Source organism: Streptomyces malaysiensis subsp. malaysiensis, assembly GCF_040653035.1.
In the GTDB taxonomy this organism is placed as follows: domain Bacteria; phylum Actinomycetota; class Actinomycetes; order Streptomycetales; family Streptomycetaceae; genus Streptomyces; species Streptomyces malaysiensis.
In genome coordinates, this window is the sequence record NZ_JBEZNG010000001.1 from 60606 (window position 1) to 79063 (window position 18458).

Below are 18458 nucleotides of genomic sequence, written 5' to 3' on the forward strand. Positions count from 1 at the left end.
CGAGCGTCTCGCGCGAGGTCATGAACTCAGGGACTACTGCGGTGGGTTGCCGTGCTTACGGGACGGCAGGTCGGCGTGCTTGTCACGCAGCATCGCCAGGGACCGGATCAGGACCTCACGGGTTTCGGCCGGGTCGATCACATCGTCGACCAGCCCCCGCTCGGCCGCGTAGTACGGGTGCATCAGCTCGGACTTGTACTCCTTGACCATGCGGGCGCGCATGGCCTCGGGGTCGTCGGCCCCGGCGATCTGACGGCGGAAGATCACATTGGCGGCGCCCTCGGCACCCATCACCGCGATCTCGTTGGTGGGCCAGGCGTAGGTCAGGTCGGCGCCGATGGACTGGGAGTCCATCACGATGTACGCGCCGCCGTACGCCTTGCGCAGGATGACGGAGATCCGCGGCACGGTGGCGTTGCAGTACGCGTACAGCATCTTGGCGCCGTGCCGGATGATCCCGCCGTGCTCCTGGTCCACACCGGGCAGGAAGCCGGGCACGTCGAGGAAGGTGACCAGCGGGATGTTGAAGGCGTCGCACATCTGGATGAAGCGCGCGGACTTCTCCGACGCCTCGATGTCCAGCACCCCGGCCAGCGACTGCGGCTGGTTGGCGATGATGCCGACCACCTGGCCGTCGAGCCGGGTCAGCGCGCAGATGATGTTGGTCGCCCAGCGCTCGTGGACCTCGAGGTACTCGCCGTCGTCGACGATCTCCTCGATGACCTTGCGCATGTCGTACGGCCGGTTGCCGTCGGCCGGGACGAGGTCGAGCAGCGAGTCGCCGCGCCGGGAGGCCGGGTCGTCGGACTCGACGGTCGGCGGGTTCTCGCGGTTGTTCTGCGGCAGCAGCGACAGGAGGTAGCGGACCTCCTCCAGGCAGCTCTCCTCGTCGTCGTAGGCGAAGTGGCACACGCCCGAGGTCTCGGCGTGCACATCCGCGCCGCCCAGTCCGTTCTGGCTGACCTTCTCGCCCGTCACCGCCTGGACCACATCGGGTCCGGTGATGAACATCTGAGAGGTCTCCCGGACCATGAAGACGAAGTCCGTCAGCGCCGGGGAGTACGCCGCGCCGCCCGCGCACGGGCCGAGCATCACGCTGATCTGGGGGATGACACCGGACGCCTTGGTGTTCCGCTGGAAGATGCCGCCGTATCCGGCGAGCGCCGAGACGCCCTCCTGGATACGGGCACCGGCGCCGTCGTTGAGGGACACCAGCGGCGCCCCGGCCGAGATGGCCATGTCCATGATCTTGTGGATCTTGGTCGCGTGGGCCTCCCCCAGCGCCCCGCCGAAGATCCTGAAATCGTGTGCGTAGACGAACACCGTCCGTCCGTGGACGGTCCCCCAGCCGGTGACGACACCGTCGGTGTAAGGCTTCTTGGCCTCGAGCCCGAACCCGGTCGCACGATGCCGCCGCAGCGGCTCCACCTCGTTGAAGGACCCCTCGTCAAGCAGCAGATCGATCCGCTCGCGAGCCGTCAGCTTCCCCTTGGCCTTCTGGGCCTCGGTCGCCCGCTCGCTCGGGCCACGCCGAGCCTGCTCGCGAATCGCGTGCAGCTCGGCGACGCGCCCGCGAACGTCACTCGCCTCAGCAGGCGCACCTTCGAGATTGGTCATGCAATGACGGTACGTTCCCAGGCCCCCGGAAACGCATGTCAATTCCCTACAACGTCAAGGGCGTTTTGGTGGGCAGGCGGAACAGAACTGGACAGCGGCTTTCCCACTACCTGGTGTCCCAAAGGACTATCGGCCCTGTCGGCACCCCACAAACCTCCAGGCCGCGACCGGGTGAGGGGCAGGCGCGACCACCCGGATGGGCGGCAGCCGCCGGAGCGGCCGTGCGGCCGGATCGGGCAACGGAGCACGTCTGCCGACGCTCCGCTCCCCGCACCTTACTCCGGCCGCCGCCGATACCGCACCAACCGCATCCTCAGGAGCGTCGGGGCCATCGGGGCTGTCGGCGCCATCAGCGCTGACAGCCCTGTGGGGCCGAGGTCACTCCTGGGGATCCACCCCGGCCCGCAGCAGCCCGTAGGCGTAGGCGTCGTCCAGGGCCTGCCAGGACGCGGCGATCACGTTCCCCCCGACGCCGACCGTCGACCACTCCCCCTGGCCGTCCGCGGTGGAGACCAGCACCCGGGTCGTGGACTCGGTGCCGTGTTTGCCTTCCAGGATGCGGACCTTGTAGTCCACCAGCTCCATCGTCGCCAGCTGCGGGTAGATCCGCTCCAGCCCCACCCGCAACGCCCGGTCCAGGGCGTTGACCGGGCCGTTGCCCTCGGCGGTGGCGACGATCCGCTCGCCCTTGGCCCACAGCTTCACGGTGGCCTCGTTGGCATGGGTGCCGTCCGGGCGGTCCTCGACGATCGCCCGCCAGGACTCGACCCGGAAGTAGCGGCGGGGACGGCCGTCGACCTCCTGGCGCAGCAGCAGCTCGAAGGAGGCGTCGGCGGCCTCGTAGGTGTAGCCCGCGAGCTCCCGCTCCTTGACCCGTTCGACGATCCGGCCCACCAGCGCCCGGTCACCGCCGAGGTCGAAGCCCAGCTCCTTGCCCTTGAGCTCGATCGACGCCCGGCCGGCCATGTCGGAGACGAGCATCCGCATGGTGTTGCCGACCCGCTCGGGGTCGATGTGCTGGTACAGATCCGGGTCGACCTTGATCGCGGAGGCGTGCAGCCCGGCCTTGTGCGCGAAGGCGGAAACACCCACATAGGGCTGGTGAGTGGACGGCGTCAGATTGACGACCTCGGCGATCGCGTGCGAGATCCGGGTCATCTCCTCCAGGGCGCCCTCCGGCAGCACCCGGCGGCCGTACTTCAGCTCCAGGGCCGCGACGACCGGGAAGAGGTTGGCGTTGCCCACCCGCTCGCCGTAGCCGTTGGCCGTGCACTGGACGTGGGTGGCGCCCGCGTCCACGGCGGCGAGGGTGTTGGCGACCGCGCAGCCGGTGTCGTCCTGGGCGTGGATGCCCAGCCGGGCGCCGGTGTCGGCCAGCACGGTGCGGACCACCGCGTCGATCTGGCCGGGGAGCATGCCGCCGTTGGTGTCGCAGAGGATCACCACCTCGGCGCCCGCCTCATGGGCGGCGGCGACGACCTGCTTGGCGTAGGCGGGGTTGGCCCGGTAGCCGTCGAAGAAGTGCTCGCAGTCGAGGAAGACCCGGCGGCCCTGGGACCGCAGATGGGCGACGGTCTCGCGGACCATCGCGAGGTTCTCCTCGAGCGTGGTGCGCAGGGCCAGCTCCACATGGCGGTCGTGGGACTTCGCCACCAGGGTGATCACCGGCGCCCCGGAGTCCAGCAACGCCTTGACCTGGGGGTCGTCCTCGGCACGCACCCCCGCCTTACGGGTCGCGCCGAACGCCACCAGCTGGGCGTGCCGGAAGTCGATCTCGGCGCGGGCCCGGGCGAAGAACTCCGTGTCGCGCGGGTTGGCGCCGGGCCAGCCGCCCTCGATGAAGCCCACGCCGAAGTCGTCCAGGTGACGGGCGATGGTCAGCTTGTCCGCGACCGTCAGGTTGATGCCCTCGCGCTGCGCTCCGTCGCGGAGCGTGGTGTCGAAGACATGGAAACCGTCGTCGGGCAGATCCTTCATGGTTGGTCTGGCTCCTGTCGGATGGATCTCGGTCTACCGGAATGTCCGGTTCCGCGCCCCTCCTATGATCCCTCACGCTTCGCGTCCGGAGGGATGGTCCGGAAAACGAAAAGACCCCTCGCGGGTGCGAGAGGTCTGCGCGCGGGTCTGGGGCACGGTGGCCGTCCCGTACCGGGTCGTACGGGCGGTCACTGCGGACCGGCGCGCCTGCTGCCAATAATCATGGCGAACGAGAGCACGGAGGCAGTGTGGCACATTCCGCCCCCGTGCTCCCATCCGTCTCAGGATGCGAACCGCCGGTGTCAACGAGGTGACGCCCGCGGATCAGCCCAGGGGGTGCATCCAGCCGTGCGGGTCCGGGGCGACACCGGTCTGGATGTCCAGCAGCGCCTTGCGCAGCCGCATCGTCACCTCGCCCGGCTTCCCGTCGGCCACCGTCCAGTTCGCCCGGGCGGACTTGACCGAGCCGACCGGGGTGATCACGGCCGCCGTACCGCAGGCGAAGACCTCGGTCAGGGTGCCGTCGGCGTTGCCCTCGCGCCAGTCGTCGACGGAGATCCGGCCCTCACCGACCTCGTAGCCGAGGTCGGCGGCGATCCGCAGCAGCGAGGCGCGGGTGATCCCGGGCAGCAGCGAACCGGACAGCTCGGGGGTCACGATGCGGTTCCCGTACACGAAGTACAGGTTCATCCCGCCCATCTCCTCGATCCAGCGGCGCTCGATCGCGTCCAGCCAGACCACCTGGTCACAGCCCTGCTCGGCGGCCTGGGCCTGGGCCACCAGGGAGGCCGCGTAGTTCCCGCCGGTCTTGGCCGCGCCGGTGCCGCCGGGGGCCGCGCGGACGTACTCCTCCGAGAGCCACACCGAGACCGGCTGCACACCGCCGGGGAAGTAGGCCCCGGCCGGGGAGGCGATCACCACGAAGAGGTATTCGTTCGAGGGCCGGACGCCCAGCCCGACCTCGGTGGCGAACATGAAGGGCCGCAGGTAGAGGGACTCCTCGCCATGGCCCGGGACCCACGCCTTGTCCTGGGTGACCAGCGCGTCACACGCCTCGATGAAGGTCTGGACGGGGAGCTCGGGCATGCCCATGCGGCGCGCGGACGACTGGAACCGCTCGGCGTTCTGCTCGGGGCGGAACGTGGCCACGGTGCCGTCGGGCCGGCGGTACGCCTTGAGCCCCTCGAAGATGGTCTGGGCGTAGTGCAGCGTCATGTTCGCCGGGTCGAGCGAGAGCGGGGCGTACGGCACGAGCTGGGCCTCGTGCCAGCCGCGGCCCTCCGTCCACTTGATGGTCACCATGTGATCGGTGAAGTGGCGGCCGAATCCGGGGCTGGCCAGAATCTTCTCCCGCTCAGCGGCCGGGAGGGGGTGGGAGGAGGGCTTGAGCTCGATCGTGGGCGTCGTCATGGCAGGTAGTCCTTCACCTTCGGTTGTGGCGGACCGCGCTCACACCATCCTGCCCGTGGATCGGTACTAGGACGTCCAAGCTCTTCTTCACACAGCGGCCCCACCGGGGATTATCTCCTGGGTGGGGCCGGTGAAGGAACGTTGTGAAACGCGCGGCCCAGGTCGATGGTCGCACCCAGCCGCGCGCTGGCACAGGCTGGGGTCAGCCGGATACTCGGGCGGCGAGCGCGTCGCCGATCTCGTCGGTGGTGCGCGGCGTGTCGCCGGTCCGCTCCGCGAGGTCCTGTGCGACGGAGGTCTCGATACGGGCCGCCTCGGCCTCGTATCCCAGGTGCTGGAGCAGCAGGGCCACCGACAGGACGGTCGCCGTCGGGTCGGCCTTGCCGGTGCCCGCGATGTCCGGCGCGGAGCCGTGGACCGGCTCGAACATCGACGGGAAGGCGCCGGAGGGGTTGATGTTGCCGCTCGCGGCGAGTCCGATGCCGCCGGTGACGGCGGCGGCGAGGTCGGTGAGGATGTCACCGAAGAGGTTGTCGGTGACGATCACGTCGAACCGCTCGGGCTGGGTGACGAAGAAGATCGTCGCGGCGTCGACATGCAGATAGTCGGTGGTGACCTCGGGGTACTCCTGGCCGACCCGGTCGAAGATGTTCTTCCACAGGTGGCCGGCGTGCACCAGGACGTTGTTCTTGTGCACGAGGGTCAGCTTCTTGCGCGGCCGGGCGTCGGCACGCTCGTAGGCGTCCCGGACCACGCGCTCGACACCGTAGGCGGTGTTGACGCTGACCTCGGTGGCGACCTCGGCCGGGGTACCGGTCCGCAGGCTGCCGCCGTTGCCCGTGTACGGGCCCTCGGTGCCCTCGCGGACGACCACGAAGTCGATGTCGGGGCGGCCGGCCAGCGGGGTCGGGGTGTTCGGGAAGAGCTTCGACGGACGCAGGTTGACGTAGTGGTCGAAGGCGAAGCGCAGCTTGAGCAGCAGCCCGCGCTCGAGCACGCCCGAGGGCACCGACGGGTCACCGATGGCGCCGAGCAGGATCGCGTCGTGGTTCTTCAGCGACTCCAGGTCCGCGTCCGGCAGGGTCTCGCCGGTGGCGTGCCAGCGCCGGGCGCCGAGGTCGTAACTCCGGGTCTCCAGCTTCACGTCCTGCGGAAGGGCGGCGGAGAGGACCTTCAGGCCCTGGGCCACGACTTCCTGGCCGATACCGTCACCGGGGATCACTGCGAGGCGAATGCTGCGAGACATACCCGGACCCTACCGCTCGTCCCATGGATTGACATAGCCGTCCGCCATTCGGACAGACGCCCAGCGGCAATCATCCGTTCACCCCCTGTACGGTGCGCCGTTGACCGCCCGGGGGACATTCCGGTCCATGGACACACCACGGTTCGGCATACCCGAGCGGCTCGCCCGGCGGATGACCCTGGCGGAGCAGCACGAGTATCTGCGTGACCGGCTCTCCCGCCGCCGGGTGCTGCGCGGGGGCGCCGCCACGGCGGGCACGGTCGCGGGCGCGGGGCTGCTGGGCGGGGCGGCGTGCGCGGCCGACGCCAAGCCGGCGCCGGCCGCGACCCGGAGGCCGGGGCCGGGGGCGGCCACGGTGGACGGTGCGCGGGTCGCCCCGTTCGGCCGCCATCTGGCCTTCGGCGCCGATCCGCGGACCCAGATGCGGATCTCCTGGCAGGTGCCGTTCGCGGTGCGGAAGCCGTATGTGCGGATCGGCACGAGCCCGCTGGAGCTCACCCGCAAGGTCGAGGCCGAGGTCCGCCATCTGCACACCCCGTCGCTGAGCGACGAGCTGCCCGCGGTGGACCAGTTCTATCTGCACGCCGCGGTGGAGGGCCTGCGCCCCGGGGTCACCTATTACTACGGCGTCGGCCACGCGGACCGCGACCCGGCGGAACCGCGTCACTTCGCGTCCGTGAGCACCTTCCGCACCGCGCCGGAGCGGCCCGGGAAGTTCGTCTTCACCGCCTTCGGCGACCAGGGCGTGAGCTATGACGCGCTCGCCAACGACCAGCTGATCCTTGGCCAGAATCCGTCGTTCCATCTGCACGCCGGGGATCTGTGCTACGCGGACACCACCGGCCATGGGAAGAAGTCCGACCTGTACGACGCCCGGGTCTGGGACTCCTTCCTCGCCCAGACCGACTCGGTCGCGGCGAGCGTGCCGTGGATGGTGACCACCGGCAATCACGACATGGAGGCGTGGTACTCCCCCGACGGCTACGGCGGCCAGCTGGCCCGCTGGTCACTGCCGGACAACGGCCCGGACCCGCGCAAGGCGCCCGGCGTCTATTCGTTCGTCTACGGGAACGTGGGCGTGATCGCCCTGGACGCCAATGACGTGTCGTACGAGATCCCCGTCAACAAGGGGTATACGGACGGCGCCCAGACCCGCTGGCTGGACCGGCGCCTGGGGCAGCTGCGCGACCGGCCCGGCATCGACTTCCTGGTGGTCTTCTTCCACCACTGCGCCTACTCCACGACCAGCGCCCACGCCTCGGACGGCGGAGTGCGCGACACCTGGGTGCCGCTGTTCGAGAAACACCAGGTGGACCTGGTCATCAACGGCCACAACCACGTCTACGAGCGGACCGACGCCATCCGGGGCGGCAAGGTCACCCGCCGGGTCCCGGTGGAGGGCGGCGCCGACGCGGTGCGCGACGGGATCGTCTACGTGACGGCGGGCGGGGCGGGCGCGAAGCTCTACGGGTTCCCGGTGCCCGACAGCTACGAAGGGCACGTCAAGGACCTCGACGAGGTGAAGAGCTACCACTGGACGGAGGACGGGGAGAAGAACCGGGCCGGCGTGGACTGGTCCCGGGTCCGCTACACCGGCTTCTCCTTCCTCGCGGTGGAGGCGGAGCCGGGTCCCCGCCCCAGGCTGACGGTCACGGCCCTGGCGGAGTCGGGCGAGCGGGTGGACCGCTTCGAGGTCACCCGGCCCGGAGGTCAGTGACCGGTCGCACCGCCGTTGTCCCTGCGGTCCAGGGCGCGCTGGAGCGCGGCGGCCGCCTTCTTGCGGTCGGTGTCGTCGGTCTTGCGGCGGATCCTGCGGACAGTCGTCTCGGCCATGATCACATCTCCTCTGCTGAACCCCGGTGGACCGGGAGGAAGGAAAGCTCCCCGAGAAGGTGGCTGCCGGAAGGGGCGGGGGCCTGGGTGCGGCAGGGGTCACCTGCGCGATATGCACCGGCCTCGGCCGCCATCGCTGGATCCAGCGAGACGTTCGGCTTCCACAAAAGTAAGGCAGCGGAGCGTCAGTGTCTGCACAATTAGTCGGACGTCCTACTATCTGAGACGCGAACAGGGTGACATCGGCCACTGACCCAGGGTGAGCACATTTCGGCGTCGCGCCGGTGATCGAGGCCGACCCCCGTCCGGCCTCGACCAACGGCGGCCGATCGCATCCGTGGGCCGTCCCGCGCCTGGTTACCCACGTAAACTGCGGTAAATAGTGCCTACTTGACTGGTTGACGCTAGCACCGCCGCGTATCGGGCGTCCACAGATTTCCCCCTACGCGCCCCCTGACAGCACCGCGCCCCCGGACCACACGAAAGCGGTCCGGGGGCGGGGTTGCGGGGCGTGCGGGACGGCCCCTTCGGGCGGGGTCAGCCCATGTGCGGGTAGCGGTAGTCGGTCGGCGGAACCAGGGTCTCCTTGATGGAGCGGGTGGAGGTCCAGCGCATCAGGTTCTGCTTGGCGCCCGCCTTGTCGTTGGTGCCGGACGCGCGGCCGCCGCCGAAGGGCTGCTGGCCGACGACGGCACCGGTCGGCTTGTCGTTGATGTAGAAGTTGCCGGCCGCGAAGCGCAGCGCCTCGCAGGCGGCGGCGGCCGCCGCGCGGTCCTGCGCGATCACGGCGCCGGTCAGCCCGTACGGGGCGGCCGACTCCATCTGCTGGAGCATCGCGTCGTACTCGCCGTCCTCGTAGACGTACACCCCGAGGATCGGGCCGAAGTACTCGTCCTTGAAGATCTCGTTCTCCGGGTCGGTGGAGACCAGCACGGTCGGGCGGACGAACCAGCCCTCGCTGTCGTCGTAGGTGCCGCCCGCGACGATCTCGACCGTCGGATCGGACGCCGCCCGGTCGATCGCCGCCTTGTTCTTGGCGAAGGCGCGCTCGTCGATGACGGCGCCCATGAAGTTGCCGAGTTCGGTCACATCGCCCATGGTCAGCCCGTCGACCTCGGTGGCGAACTCCTCCTTGAGGCCGTTCTCCCACAGGGAGCGCGGCACATAGGCACGGGAGGCCGCGGAGCACTTCTGGCCCTGGAACTCGAAGGCGCCGCGGGTCATCGCCGTCTTCAGCACCGCCGGGTCGGCGGACGGGTGGGCGACGATGAAGTCCTTGCCGCCGGTCTCCCCGACCAGCCGCGGATAGGTCTTGTAGTTCTCGATGTTGTTGCCGACCGTCTTCCACAGGTACTGGAAGGTCCGGGTCGAACCGGTGAAGTGGATGCCCGCGAGGTCCGGGTGGGCCAGCGCCACCTCGGAGACCTCCTTGCCGTCGCCCGTGACCAGGTTGATCACGCCCTTGGGCAGTCCGGCCTCCTCCAGCAGCTCCATCAGCAGCACGGCGGCGTGCGTCTGGGTCGGCGACGGCTTCCAGATCACCACATTGCCCATCAGGGCGGGGGCGGTCGGGAGGTTGCCCGCGATGGCGGAGAAGTTGAAGGGGGTGATCGCGTAGACGAACCCCTCCAGCGGCCGGTGGTCGGTACGGTTCCAGACCCCGGGCGAGTTGGTCACCGGCTGCTCGGCCAGGATCTGGCGCGCGAAGTGGACATTGAAGCGCCAGAAGTCGATCAGCTCACAGGGGGTGTCGATCTCGGCCTGCTGCGCGGTCTTCGACTGGCCCAGCATGGTGGAGGCGGCCAGCTTCTCCCGCCAGGGGCCGGAGAGCAGATCGGCGGCCTTGAGGATGACCGCGGCGCGGTCGTCGAAGCTCAGCGCGCGCCACGCCGGGGCCGCGGCCAGGGCGGCGTCGATCGCGTCCCGCGCGTCCTGCCGGGTGGCGTTGGCGTAGGTGCCCAGACGGGCGGAGTGGTTGTGCGGCTGGACGACGTCGAAGCGCTCCCCCGCTCCCATCCGCTTCTCACCGCCGATGGTCATCGGCAGGTCGATGGGGTTCTCGCCGAGCTCCTTGAGCCTGGTCTCGAGGCGGGCGCGCTCCGGGGTGCCGGGGGCGTAGCTGTGCACCGGCTCGTTCACCGGCACGGGGACCTGGGTGACGGCGTCCATGATGGCCGTTGTCTCCTTCGATCGTCGGGTTGCGAGGTCTGCGATGGCGGGAGCGGTCAGCGACTGCCGACCAGCGAGCGCAGGAAGAATGTGAGGTTGGCGGGGCGCTCCGCGAGGCGGCGCATGAAGTACCCATACCAGTCTGTGCCATACGGGACGTAAACCCGCATACGGTGACCCTCGGCCACCAGCCGCTCCTGCTCCGCCGCGCGGATCCCGTACAGCATCTGGAACTCGTACTCGTCCAGCTTGCGCCCGAGCCGGTGCGCGAGGTCCTGGGCGATGGCGACCATGCGCGGATCATGCGAACCGATCATGGGGTAGCCCTCACCGGCCATGAGGATCTTCAGGCAGCGCACATAGGCCCGGTCCACCTCGCGCTTGTCCTGGTGGGCGACGCTCGCCGGCTCCTTGTACGCACCCTTCACCAGCCGCACCCGGGAGCCTTCCCCGGCCAGCGCCCGGCAGTCGTCCTCGGTCCGGAAGAGGTAGGACTGGAGGACCGCGCCGGTCTGCGGGAAGCGGCCGCGCAGCTCGGCGAGGACGGCGAGGGTGGAGTCCACCGTGGTGTGGTCCTCCATGTCGAGGGTCACCGTGGTGCCCGCAGCGGCGGCGGCCTCCACGACCGGGGTCACATTGGCCAGCGCCAGATCGTGGCCCCCGGGCAGCGCCTGCCCGAAGGCGGAGAGCTTCACGGACATCTCCGCGTGCCCCGCGAGCCCCTCGGTGGCCAGCGCCTCGGTCAGCGCCAGATAGGCGTCACGGCTGCGCAGCGCCTCGGCCCGGTCGGTCACATCCTCGCCCAGATGGTCCAGGGTGACCTCCAGGCCGCGGGCGGTCAGCGACCGCACCGCCCCCAGGGACTCGGCCAGCCGCTCCCCGGCGATGAAGCGGTCCACCATCGGGCGGGTGACCGGCGCGGCCGAGACGATACGGCGGATGGCGGCACTGCGCGAAGCGGCGAGCAGCACGGGTCCCAGCATCGGGGCACCTCCACGATGACGGCCGATGAACGGCATCGACGACTCACCGTGAAACCTAAGGATGGCGCGGATCCCGGACCATCGACAGCTGTCACGCATCCGTGGCCGGGATCTCAGACACCTGTATGAGAATGTGAGGGGCGAATCCGGGAAGAGGCGGGACCCATGCGCGACGACTACCAGCAGCTGGTGGACGAGATCACGGCGGTGCTCCGGGCACCCGCGACCCTGGAGAACCGGGACTTCGCGCTGATCGCCTTCGGCGCCCAGGACAGTGAGGACGGCGAGGACACGGAGGAGCCCGCGCTGGACCCGGTGCGCACCCGCTCGATCCTCCAGCGCCGCTCGACCGCGGCGGTACGGGCCTGGTTCGAGGCGTTCGGGATCGCACGGGCGCAGGCGCCACTGCGGATTCCGCCCGACCCGGCGGCCGGGGTGTTCATGGGCCGTATCTGCCTGCCCGTCCGGCACCGCGGGGTGGTGCACGGCTATGTCTGGCTGCTGGACGACGGCCATCTCTCCGATCTGGAGCTGGGCGGCCCCACGGGCGCGCCCGACCCCCGGCTGGCCCGCGCCATGGAGACCGCGGCCCGCATCGGGGCGCTGCTGGCGGCCGAGGCTCGGGCCGGGGAGGAGCTCGGCGAGCTGCTGCGCGATGTGCTGACCGCACCGCCGGCCGGACGGGACGCCGCCCGCACCCAGCTGCGGACCGCGCTGCGCGGAGCGGCCGACGGGCCGCTGGCGCTGGTGGCGGTGGTGCCGTGGACACCGGGGACCGGCGAGGACGCGGATCACCCGGGCCTCCCCCACCTCCCGGGCATCGTGGCCGCGTGCGCGCTGCCCGGGGACGCGACGGCCGGGGCGGGGCTCGCGGCGCTGGTCCGGCTGCGCGCGGCCACCGCCCTGGACCCGGCCCGCACCACGGCCGAACAGCTGCTGCGCTCCCCCCGGGCCACGGCCGGTGGTACGGCTGCGGCCGTGGCCCGGGGGGAGCCGCCGGCCAAGGCGGCCGCGGGGGTCAGCGCGCCCCGGCGCGGACTGGAGGAGCTGCCCGCCGCCTGGCAGGAGGCCCTGGCCGCCGCCCGGGCGGCCCACGCCGACCCGCGCCTGGGGCCGGTCGCGGAGTGGAGTGCCATCGGCCCGTACCGGCTGCTGGCCGCCCTGCCCGCGCTCCAGCCGGACGCCGCCGTACGGCCCCTGCTGGAGCCCGCCCACGCCGAACTCGCCCGCACCGCCGAGACCTTCCTCGACTGCGCGGGCCAGGCCGGACGCACCGCCCAGCGGCTGGGCATCCACCGGCAGACGCTCTACTACCGCCTCTCCCGGGTACGGCAGCTGACCGGTCTCGACCTGGACGCGGGCGAGGACCGGCTGCTGCTGCATATGACCCTCAAGGCCGCGCGGCTGGGGCCGCCGCGGCGCTGAGCGCCAAGCGCTCCGCCGGAACTGCCCTGACCTGCCGTCGATCGTCAGCGGCACCGTCGTGGCCGGTCGCGCTCGCGCGGCGGAGCCGCGCATCGACACAGCCCCGCGCCCCTTGGGGACGCACCGCCGAACCGCGGCCGACCAGCGCCGATCCGCTCAGGGCCGATCTCAGCTCGCGGGGACCTCGGGGACAGCGGGAGCTTCGGGAGTCGCGGAGGTCTCGGGCGCCTCGGGCGCCTCGCCGAGGATCCGCCGCATCGCCTCGACCAGGTCGTGGGCGCTGGGCATGAGGTCGGGGTCGATGGCCATCTGGACGATCATCCCGCTCACCAGGGTCATATAGAACGAGCCCATGACCCGCGAGGTCTCCTCGTCGACCTCGCTCTCGTCAACACCGTGCATCATCCCCACCAGCCCCTGGCGCCCCTCCGGCTGGGCCCGCCCGAAGGCCGCGCGCAGCTCGGGGTCGTGTCGAACCTGGAGGATCGCCTCCAGCTGGGACCGCCACACCCCCTGGTGCTTGTCGAACAGCTCGAGCACCCGGGTCCACCGGGTCTCGAACCGCTCCCGCAGCCCGGCGTCCCGGCCGCCGCCGACCGGTTCGTCCGCCTCGAAGGACCGCTGGACGTCATCGGCCCAGTCGCTCATGGAGGCGAAGAGCGCCTCCCTCATCAGGGCGTCCTTGGAGCCGTAGTGGTAGCCGATGGAGGCCAGATTGGCGCCCGAGGCGGCCACGATGTCCCGCGCCGTCGTACGGGACCAGCCCTTCTCCTCGAGGCAGCGCTTGGCCCCGGTCAGCAGATCCTCTCGATGTCCCATGCCGCAAGGGTATCCCGATCCCATACGACCGTCCTAGACGTTTGTTTTACACAGCCGTACTAGACGCTTGTTTAAGACGTTCGTATAGTCCGTGGCATGACCCCGACTTCCACCGGCCTCCGCGCCGGACGCAGGGAATGGACCGCCTTCGTCGTCCTGATGCTTCCGCTCCTCCTGGTTTCCATGGATGTGTCGGTGCTGTACTTCGCGGTGCCGGCCATCAGCCGGGAGCTGCACCCCAGTTCCACTCAGCAGCTGTGGATCTTCGACATCTACGCCTTCGCCCTCGCCGGGCTGCTCATCACCATGGGCGCGCTGGGCGACCGCTTCGGGCGGCGGAAGCTGCTGCTGTTCGGGGCCGCGGCCTTCGGCGCCGCGTCGATCGCGGCGGCGTACGCGCAGAGCGCCGACATGCTCATCGCCGCACGGGCGGTGCTCGGAATCGGCGGTGCCACGCTGATGCCGTCGACGATGGCGCTGGTCCGCAATCTCTTCCTCGACGAGAAACAGCGGGCCAAGGCGATCGCGATCTGGTCATCGGCCATGGCGGGCGGTATCGCGCTGGGCTCGGTGATGAGCGGGGTGATGATCGAGCACTTCTGGTGGGGCTCGGTCTTCCTGATCAACGTCCCCGCGATGGTGCTGCTGCTGGCGCTGGTGCCGCTCCTCGTGCCGGAGTTCAAGAACCCCGCGCCCGGTCCGTTCGACCTGCCGAGCGTGCCGCTGTCGATGGCCGCCGTGCTCCCGGTGATCTACGGACTGAAGAAGACGGCCGCCGACAACGGCCTCGGCCTGATCCCGGTGCTGTCCATCGTGGCCGGTCTCGCCATCGGCGCCGTCTTCGTACGGCGCCAACTCACCCGCCGCGACGCGATGATCAGCCCTCAGCTGTTCCACCACCGCGGCTTCGGCCCGTCGATCGCGCTCAACGCGCTGGCCACCTTCGCCATGATGGGCTCGGCCTACTTCACCACCCAGTACCTTCAGTCGGTGCTCGGCAAGGGCGCGCTGGAGGCGGCGCTGTGGAGCCTGGCCCCGTCCGTATGCGTCGGCATCGCCGGACCGGCTGCGGCCGCGGCGGTCCAGCGCGGTGCCGACCGGGCCTCGGTGATCGGCGCGGGCTTCGTCACCGGGGCCATCGGCTACGGGATTCTGGCCCTGGCCGGGCCGGACTCGCTGTGGACCGTGCTGATCGGCGCCGCCGTCCTCGCCAGTGGGATCGTCGCGGTGATGTCGCTGGTCACCGACATGGCGATCGGCACCGTCCCGCCCGAGCGGGCCGGTTCGGCGGCCGCGCTGCTGGAGACGGGCCAGGAGTTCGGCGGGGCGATGGGCATGGCGGTGCTCGGCAGCGTCGGCACCGCCGTCTACCGGAGTGATGTCAAGGACTCGCTGGGCGGCGGACCGCCCACCGAGGCGCTGCCCACCGACGCGCTCGACCAGGTGCGCGAGACGCTGGGCGCGGCCGTCGCGGTGGCGGGCCGGCTGAAGGGACAGGCCGGGGACCAGATGCTGGACGCGGCGCGCGAGGCGTTCACCCACGGGATGCGGATCGCGTGCGGCGCCGGGGCGCTGGTCCTGGTGGCGGCCGCGGTCCTGGCCCTGGTGACGCTGCGCAGGGTCGGGTCCGCCGGGCCCACGGCCGGGGGCACGCCCTCGACCGGCGGGCACGCGACGGCGGCGGACGGCGAGGAGACGGCGGGCCGCGAGGTGGCGCCGAGCCACTGAGCGGAGAAACTCCGGAGGGGACCTCGCCACGGTGAGGTCCCCTCCGGCGTTGTGCGCGAGGCGAGTTGACCGCCGCGCGGCGGCGCCTCGCGGCCGTCCGCACACCGAATCCCCTTCGAACAAGGCGGCAACCATTTCCCGCTCGGCGGCAACCAGAGAACGGCGGCCGGACATGGCAGCCGAAGAGCTGAGCAGCCCCACGCGAGAGGAGTGACGCACCATGCGCATCACCAGAGCGTTAGCGGCGGCCGGGCTCGCCGCCGCCTTCCTGATCGGCGCGGCCCACACACCACAGGCCGTCGCGGGCGAACTGCCGGGCACCACGGAGTTCTTCAACAGCCCCGACTCGCTCGTCAACAAATGGGTCGCCGCCAACCCCGGCGACTCCCGGCAGCCGCTCATCGCTTCGCGGATCGCCAGTCAGCCCCAGGCCCTGTGGTTCTCCCGGTACTCCCCCACCACCGTCACCGAGGACGTCCGCAAGGTCACCTCCGCCGCCTCCGCCGAGGGCCGGACCCCGGTCCTGGTGACGTATCAGATCCCCAACCGCGACTGCGGCGGGGCCTCCGCGGGCGGCGCACCCGACCTCGCGAGCTATGACGCCTGGGCGCGCGACTTCGCCGCCGGGCTGGGCAGCGGGCCGGCCGTCATCATCCTCGAACCCGACTCGATCGCGCTCATCAGCTGCCTCTCCTCCTCCGAGCTGAGCGGCCGCTACGCCTCACTGGCCCGCGCGGCCTCCGCGATCCACAGCGCCAACCCCAACGCCCGGGTGTACTTCGACGCCGGGCACTCCGCCTGGAACAGCGCTTCCGTCCAGGCGTCACGCCTTCGTTCGGCCGGTGTGCTGACCAGCGGCGACGGCATCTACAGCAATGTCTCCAACTTCCGCCGCACCGCCGACGAGGTGGCCTTCACCAAGAGCGTGCTCGCTCAACTCGGCACCTCCTCGGGGCTCACCGCCGTCATCGACACCAGCCGCAACGGCAATGGCCCCGCCCCCGACAACGCCTGGTGCGACCCCCACGGCCGCAAGGTCGGCGAGAACCCGACGGCGAACACCGGCGACCCGGCCATCGACGCCTACCTGTGGGTCAAGCCCCCGGGCGAAGTAGACGGCTGTGCGGGCCCGGCGGGCACCTTCTCCCCGGACTACGCCTACGAAATGGCGGGCTAGCCACCGGCCGGCCCCTCGGCGTCCGAGGGGCCTACAGCCGGTCGATCTCGGTGAGGTCGATGTCGATGTCGAAGGGGACCGTGAGCTTCAGGCGCTCGTGGTGGATACCGGAGGGGACGTAGCAGCCGGTCACTGAATCCAGCTCGTACACGTGCACAACGGGGCGGCTGCCCGCGTCCTTCTCGATCAGCCAGAAGTGCTGGATCCCCGCCTCGGCATAGAGCTGCGGCTTCCGCTTGCGGTCGCGAAGTTGCGATTCCGGCGACACCACCTCTACCGCGAGGACGGTGTCAACAGCCTTGTAGCCCGTCTCATGGGCGTCAGCGGTGGTCGCCTCGGCCCGCACGACGGAGATATCCGGCTCGGGACGGTTGCCGCTGTCGAGAGTGATCGTCATCTCGCGGCGCACCCGCAGCGTCTCCGGCACCGACGCCCGGAGCCCCTTCTCCAGCAAATACATCGCCAGCGAGTGAAAACTCTTCTGCGGACTCACGAAAACCAGGCTCCCGTCGATCAGCTCAGTGTGCGGCGGGAGATCCGGAATGCGGTCAAGGTCGTCTGCGGTGAATCCGCCCGGGGGCGGAAAGGCCCAGGCCGGAAGCGGTTCAGCAGTCATGGTTCCTCCCATGGACGGGATTCTGGCCGCGTGACCAAGGGTAGCGGGCGGGAACGCCGGGGACGCCACCCACACAGGTGAGCGGCGACCCCGGCGTTGACGCGGACCCGGCTATGCGCCCAGCCCGCGCAGGAAGACCTCCAGGCCGCCGAAGAACTCCCGCTCCGCCCCCACGCTCCGCGCCTGTCGTGCGGTGTCGGCCAGGTACGGGAACTCATCGGACGGCAGCTCGGAGATCGTGACCGTGCCCGCACCGGACAGCGGTCCCAGGTGTTCGAGCTGGATCGCGCCGATCACATAGCCGAGCAGGGCGCGCAGGGCGAGCACTCGGCGTTCGCCGTCCAGGCCCGCCTCGGTGAGGATCCCGAGCACCGTCTCCGCCCACCGCAGTGAGCTGGGGGAACGGTGCCGGTGGGCGAGGGTCAGCGGGAGGACCGCGGGGTGGGCGCCGACCGTGTCGCGCAGCCGGCCGACCATGGTCCGGAGCCGTTCGTCCCATGGGGCTCCGGGATCGGGCGGCGTGGTGTCGACGGCGCCGAGGACGCGCTCGACCACCAGCCCTTCGAGCTCCTCGCGGTCGTCCACATAGCGGTAGAGCCCCATCGTGCTCATCCCGAGTTCCTTGGCGACGGCGCGCATCGAGAGCCCGGCGAGCCCTTCGCGGTCGAGGACGGCGAGGGCGGCCGAGGCCAGCTGGTCGGGGGTGAGGGAGCGAGGTCGTGGCATGGCGGTTGACAGCGTACGGCATACGCCTACGCTGGTAGGCGTATGCCGTACGCTTGGGGCTCCCGTGGAGCCCGGTTCCGTCGTCTCCGCCCGTACCCTCACCCCGGTGACCGGGCCAGCCGTCGCCGTGCCCGACTCCGGCCGGCTGATCCACCTCCAGTTCCGGCGCTTCGCCGGATGCCCCGTCTGCAATCTCCATCTGCGGTCGATCGTGCGGCGCCACCAGGAGATCGAGGCGGCCGGAATCCGGGAGGTGGTGGTCTTCCACTCCCCCGCCGAGGAGCTGCGGAAGCACACGGACGACCTGCCGTTCGCCGTCATCGCCGACCCCCGGAAGCGGCTTTACCGGGAGTTCGGGGTGGAGCAGGCGCGCAGGGCCCTGCTCAGCCCGCGCGCCTGGGGGCCGATCGTATGGGCGCTGGTCACCGGGGTGTGGGCGGTCCTCCGCGGCCGGGAGAAGCTCCCCGCGCCCAGCCAGCCCGGGGGCCGCCTCGGACTCCCCGCGGACTTCCTGATCCTCGGAGACGGCATCGGCGGGGACGGCCGCGTCATCGCCGCCAAGCACGGCGAGCACGCCTATGACCAGTGGTCGGTGGATGAGCTGCTGGAGCTGGCCGCCCGCGCGCCGCGCCCCGACCCCACCCCCTGACCCACCACCGCCGGAGGCCCTCCGCTCCGGCGATGGAGCGAAGGGCCTCCCGGGCGCCCGGAATATCCGGGACGTCCCGGGCC

The 18458-nt window shown here is 70.8% G+C and carries 15 protein-coding genes; 5 read left to right on the plus strand and 10 right to left on the minus strand.

The window, feature by feature from the left end; all coding sequences use genetic code 11:
• Positions 1 to 33 precede the first annotated feature (33 nt).
• From AB0E24_RS00305 to AB0E24_RS00320, 4 genes are all read right to left on the minus strand, one after another.
• Positions 34 to 1617: an acyl-CoA carboxylase subunit beta gene (locus AB0E24_RS00305; protein WP_069866523.1), complete on the minus strand. Its 1584-nt coding sequence runs from the start codon at positions 1615 to 1617 to the stop codon at positions 34 to 36.
• A gap of 378 nt (positions 1618 to 1995) precedes the next feature.
• The gene (gene cimA, locus AB0E24_RS00310) at positions 1996 to 3594 is read right to left on the minus strand and encodes a citramalate synthase (protein ID WP_147967501.1); all 1599 of its coding nucleotides are present in this window, start codon (positions 3592 to 3594) and stop codon (positions 1996 to 1998) included.
• Positions 3595 to 3918: 324 nt separating this feature from the next.
• On the minus strand, positions 3919 to 5004 hold the full coding sequence (locus AB0E24_RS00315) for a branched-chain amino acid aminotransferase (protein WP_102937199.1): 1086 nt from the start codon (positions 5002 to 5004) through the stop codon (positions 3919 to 3921).
• 202 nt (positions 5005 to 5206) lie between these two features.
• The gene (locus AB0E24_RS00320; protein WP_069866529.1) at positions 5207 to 6250 is read right to left on the minus strand and encodes a 3-isopropylmalate dehydrogenase; all 1044 of its coding nucleotides are present in this window, start codon (positions 6248 to 6250) and stop codon (positions 5207 to 5209) included.
• A gap of 127 nt (positions 6251 to 6377) precedes the next feature.
• Here AB0E24_RS00320 and AB0E24_RS00325 point away from each other — a divergent pair, with 127 nt between their 5' ends.
• A complete protein-coding gene (locus AB0E24_RS00325) occupies positions 6378 to 7967 on the plus strand; it encodes a purple acid phosphatase family protein (protein ID WP_359373995.1) in 1590 nt (529 codons plus the stop codon).
• On the opposite strand, the gene AB0E24_RS00330 is transcribed toward AB0E24_RS00325, so the two are convergent.
• The 3 genes from AB0E24_RS00330 to AB0E24_RS00340 all read right to left on the minus strand — a co-directional run bounded on the left by AB0E24_RS00330 (position 7961) and on the right by AB0E24_RS00340 (position 11235).
• Positions 7961 to 8083: a hypothetical protein gene (locus AB0E24_RS00330; RefSeq protein WP_087684456.1), complete on the minus strand. Its 123-nt coding sequence runs from the start codon at positions 8081 to 8083 to the stop codon at positions 7961 to 7963. The genes AB0E24_RS00325 and AB0E24_RS00330 overlap by 7 nt on opposite strands.
• Before the next feature lie 537 nt (positions 8084 to 8620).
• The gene (gene pruA, locus AB0E24_RS00335; protein ID WP_079259097.1) at positions 8621 to 10252 is read right to left on the minus strand and encodes an L-glutamate gamma-semialdehyde dehydrogenase; all 1632 of its coding nucleotides are present in this window, start codon (positions 10250 to 10252) and stop codon (positions 8621 to 8623) included.
• Between the two features lie 56 nt (positions 10253 to 10308).
• Positions 10309 to 11235: a proline dehydrogenase family protein gene (locus AB0E24_RS00340; protein WP_251771583.1), complete on the minus strand. Its 927-nt coding sequence runs from the start codon at positions 11233 to 11235 to the stop codon at positions 10309 to 10311.
• Between the two features lie 165 nt (positions 11236 to 11400).
• Here AB0E24_RS00340 and AB0E24_RS00345 point away from each other — a divergent pair, with 165 nt between their 5' ends.
• Positions 11401 to 12660, plus strand: a complete 1260-nt coding sequence (locus AB0E24_RS00345; RefSeq protein ID WP_069866537.1) for a PucR family transcriptional regulator — start codon at positions 11401 to 11403, stop codon at positions 12658 to 12660.
• 168 nt (positions 12661 to 12828) lie between these two features.
• Here AB0E24_RS00345 and AB0E24_RS00350 read toward each other — a convergent pair whose 3' ends face one another.
• Positions 12829 to 13479, minus strand: a complete 651-nt coding sequence (locus tag AB0E24_RS00350) for a TetR/AcrR family transcriptional regulator (protein ID WP_359374000.1) — start codon at positions 13477 to 13479, stop codon at positions 12829 to 12831.
• Positions 13480 to 13575: 96 nt separating this feature from the next.
• Here AB0E24_RS00350 and AB0E24_RS00355 point away from each other — a divergent pair, with 96 nt between their 5' ends.
• Positions 13576 to 15207 carry an MFS transporter gene (locus AB0E24_RS00355; RefSeq protein WP_359374002.1) on the plus strand — a complete coding sequence of 544 codons (1632 nt, stop codon included), beginning with the start codon at positions 13576 to 13578 and terminating at the stop codon, positions 15205 to 15207.
• 220 nt (positions 15208 to 15427) lie between these two features.
• Complete coding sequence (locus AB0E24_RS00360) at positions 15428 to 16384, plus strand: glycoside hydrolase family 6 protein (RefSeq protein ID WP_232639947.1); 957 nt, start codon at positions 15428 to 15430, stop codon at positions 16382 to 16384.
• Between the two features lie 31 nt (positions 16385 to 16415).
• Here AB0E24_RS00360 and AB0E24_RS00365 read toward each other — a convergent pair whose 3' ends face one another.
• Both AB0E24_RS00365 and AB0E24_RS00370 read right to left on the minus strand, forming a co-directional pair.
• Entirely contained in the window at positions 16416 to 17000 is a 585-nt protein-coding gene (locus AB0E24_RS00365) for a Uma2 family endonuclease (protein ID WP_079259093.1), read from the minus strand.
• 111 nt (positions 17001 to 17111) lie between these two features.
• Complete coding sequence (locus AB0E24_RS00370) at positions 17112 to 17726, minus strand: TetR/AcrR family transcriptional regulator (RefSeq protein ID WP_069866545.1); 615 nt, start codon at positions 17724 to 17726, stop codon at positions 17112 to 17114.
• Positions 17727 to 17790: 64 nt separating this feature from the next.
• Here AB0E24_RS00370 and AB0E24_RS00375 point away from each other — a divergent pair, with 64 nt between their 5' ends.
• Positions 17791 to 18375 carry an AhpC/TSA family protein gene (locus AB0E24_RS00375; protein WP_079259092.1) on the plus strand — a complete coding sequence of 195 codons (585 nt, stop codon included), beginning with the start codon at positions 17791 to 17793 and terminating at the stop codon, positions 18373 to 18375.
• The last annotated feature ends 83 nt before the right edge of the window (positions 18376 to 18458 follow it).